General features: G+C 28.4%; 2 protein-coding genes. Both read left to right on the top strand.

Annotated features, from left to right (window positions below; genetic code table 11):
• A partial coding sequence (locus PW5551_RS03830) for an ABC transporter ATP-binding protein (protein ID WP_233488426.1) occupies window positions 1–1,129 on the top strand: 1,129 nt, incomplete at its 5' end.
• Between the two features lie 7 nt (window positions 1,130–1,136).
• The coding region (locus tag PW5551_RS10285) for an ATP-binding cassette domain-containing protein (protein WP_233488425.1) at window positions 1,137–1,580 on the top strand (444 nt) is incomplete at its 3' end.

Below are 1,580 nucleotides of genomic sequence, written 5' to 3'. Positions count from 1 at the left end.
AGTTTATCTAAAAGGAGGCCCAAGAAACATGAATGTGAAAAATACTCAATTTGTGAAATTTGTTTTTAATTACATAAAACCAAAAATAAAATTATTTATTATATCATTTCTTTTTTTAATTGGCTTATCGTTAATTTCTCTTTTGCCTCCCTATGTTACCAAGTTAGCTTTTGATGAAGGAATAATGATGAAAAACTTGAGTATTCTGACAAAATACGTTTTAATACTTGTTGTAATTTATATTTTAAAAAGCACATTTAATTATTTAAGTTCGGCACTTTTCACCATAGTTAGTCAGAACACTTTATTAGAAATAAAAAAAGATTTGACAAATCACATTATAAAATTACCATTAGAATTTTTTTCGAACAGTGAAAGTGGTTACATTGTTTCAAGATTTGGAGAAGTTGATTCTTTAAGTCCATTATTTTCTATGCAAAGTTTCAAGTTGATTCTGAGCATTTTTGAATTCATAGGAGCAATGGTAATCATGTTTTTAATGAACGTTAAGTTAACTCTAATTTTAGTCTTAATAATACCTGTATTCTATTTAATCACAAAAACCTTTGAAAATGCTTTTGGTAAACTCACAAGTCAAACAATGGAAAAAGCAGCTACATTTCATGGTAAATTTCAGCAGTCAGTAAGTGGAGTTGAAGAAATCAAGAGAATGAATTTAGAAGATAAAGAAACTGAAAAGATAAACAAAATCAATAAAGATTATGTAAAATCTTCGATAAAATACAGTATCCTATTATCGGTTGGCTCTGAGGCTATTATTCTTCTTTCTTCAATTGTAAGTGTTCTTCTTCTCTATATAGGTGGAAAAGGTGTCCTCCAAGAAAGTTTATCAATAGGAACTTATATGGCATTTGCCGGATATTTTGGAAAATTATATGCCCCAGTAATCAATTGGAATTTAAGTATGTTTACTTTCAAACCAGCTTTTGTAGCTCTTGATAGAATCAAGGATTTCTTCTTAAAGTATCCTCAAGAGAGTGAAACATCCGATAAAATAAAAATAAACGAAATAAATATGATTGAAATGAAAAATGTGATATTTAGCTATCCTTATGGAAAAGAAACTGTTTTAAATAATTTTAATTTAGAAGCAAAAAGAAGGAGATAAATTACTTTTGAAAGGACCCAATGGTAGTGGAAAGTCTACAATCATAAGATTGATATTAGGTTTATATGACAATTATGACGGTGAAATTTTAATAAATTCTATAGACTTGAAAAAACTTTCAAAAAGATCTTTAAGAAATAGAATATCAATAGTTTCACAGAAGATATTCTTATTCAACGATACCATAGAGAACAATATAAAAATAGCAGGAGACGTAAGTGAGGAAAAATACGAGACAGCACTAAAAAAATCTGGGTTAAAGCAGTTTATAGATAACCTTCCTTTAAAGGATAAGACCTTAGTAGGGGAAAATGGGGTAAAGCTTTCTGGAGGAGAAATACAAAAAGTAGCTATAGCACGAGCACTTATAAAATCAGATTCTTCCGATTTATTTATCTTTGATGAAGCAGCTGCACATTTAGATAAAGAAACAAAAGAGTTAATTAAATAC

This window comes from Petrotoga sp. 9PW.55.5.1, from assembly GCF_003265365.1.
Taxonomy (GTDB): Bacteria; Thermotogota; Thermotogae; order Petrotogales; family Petrotogaceae; genus Petrotoga.
Note: the sequence above shows the minus strand (reverse complement) of the source record. Positions and strands in the feature narration are given on the sequence as shown.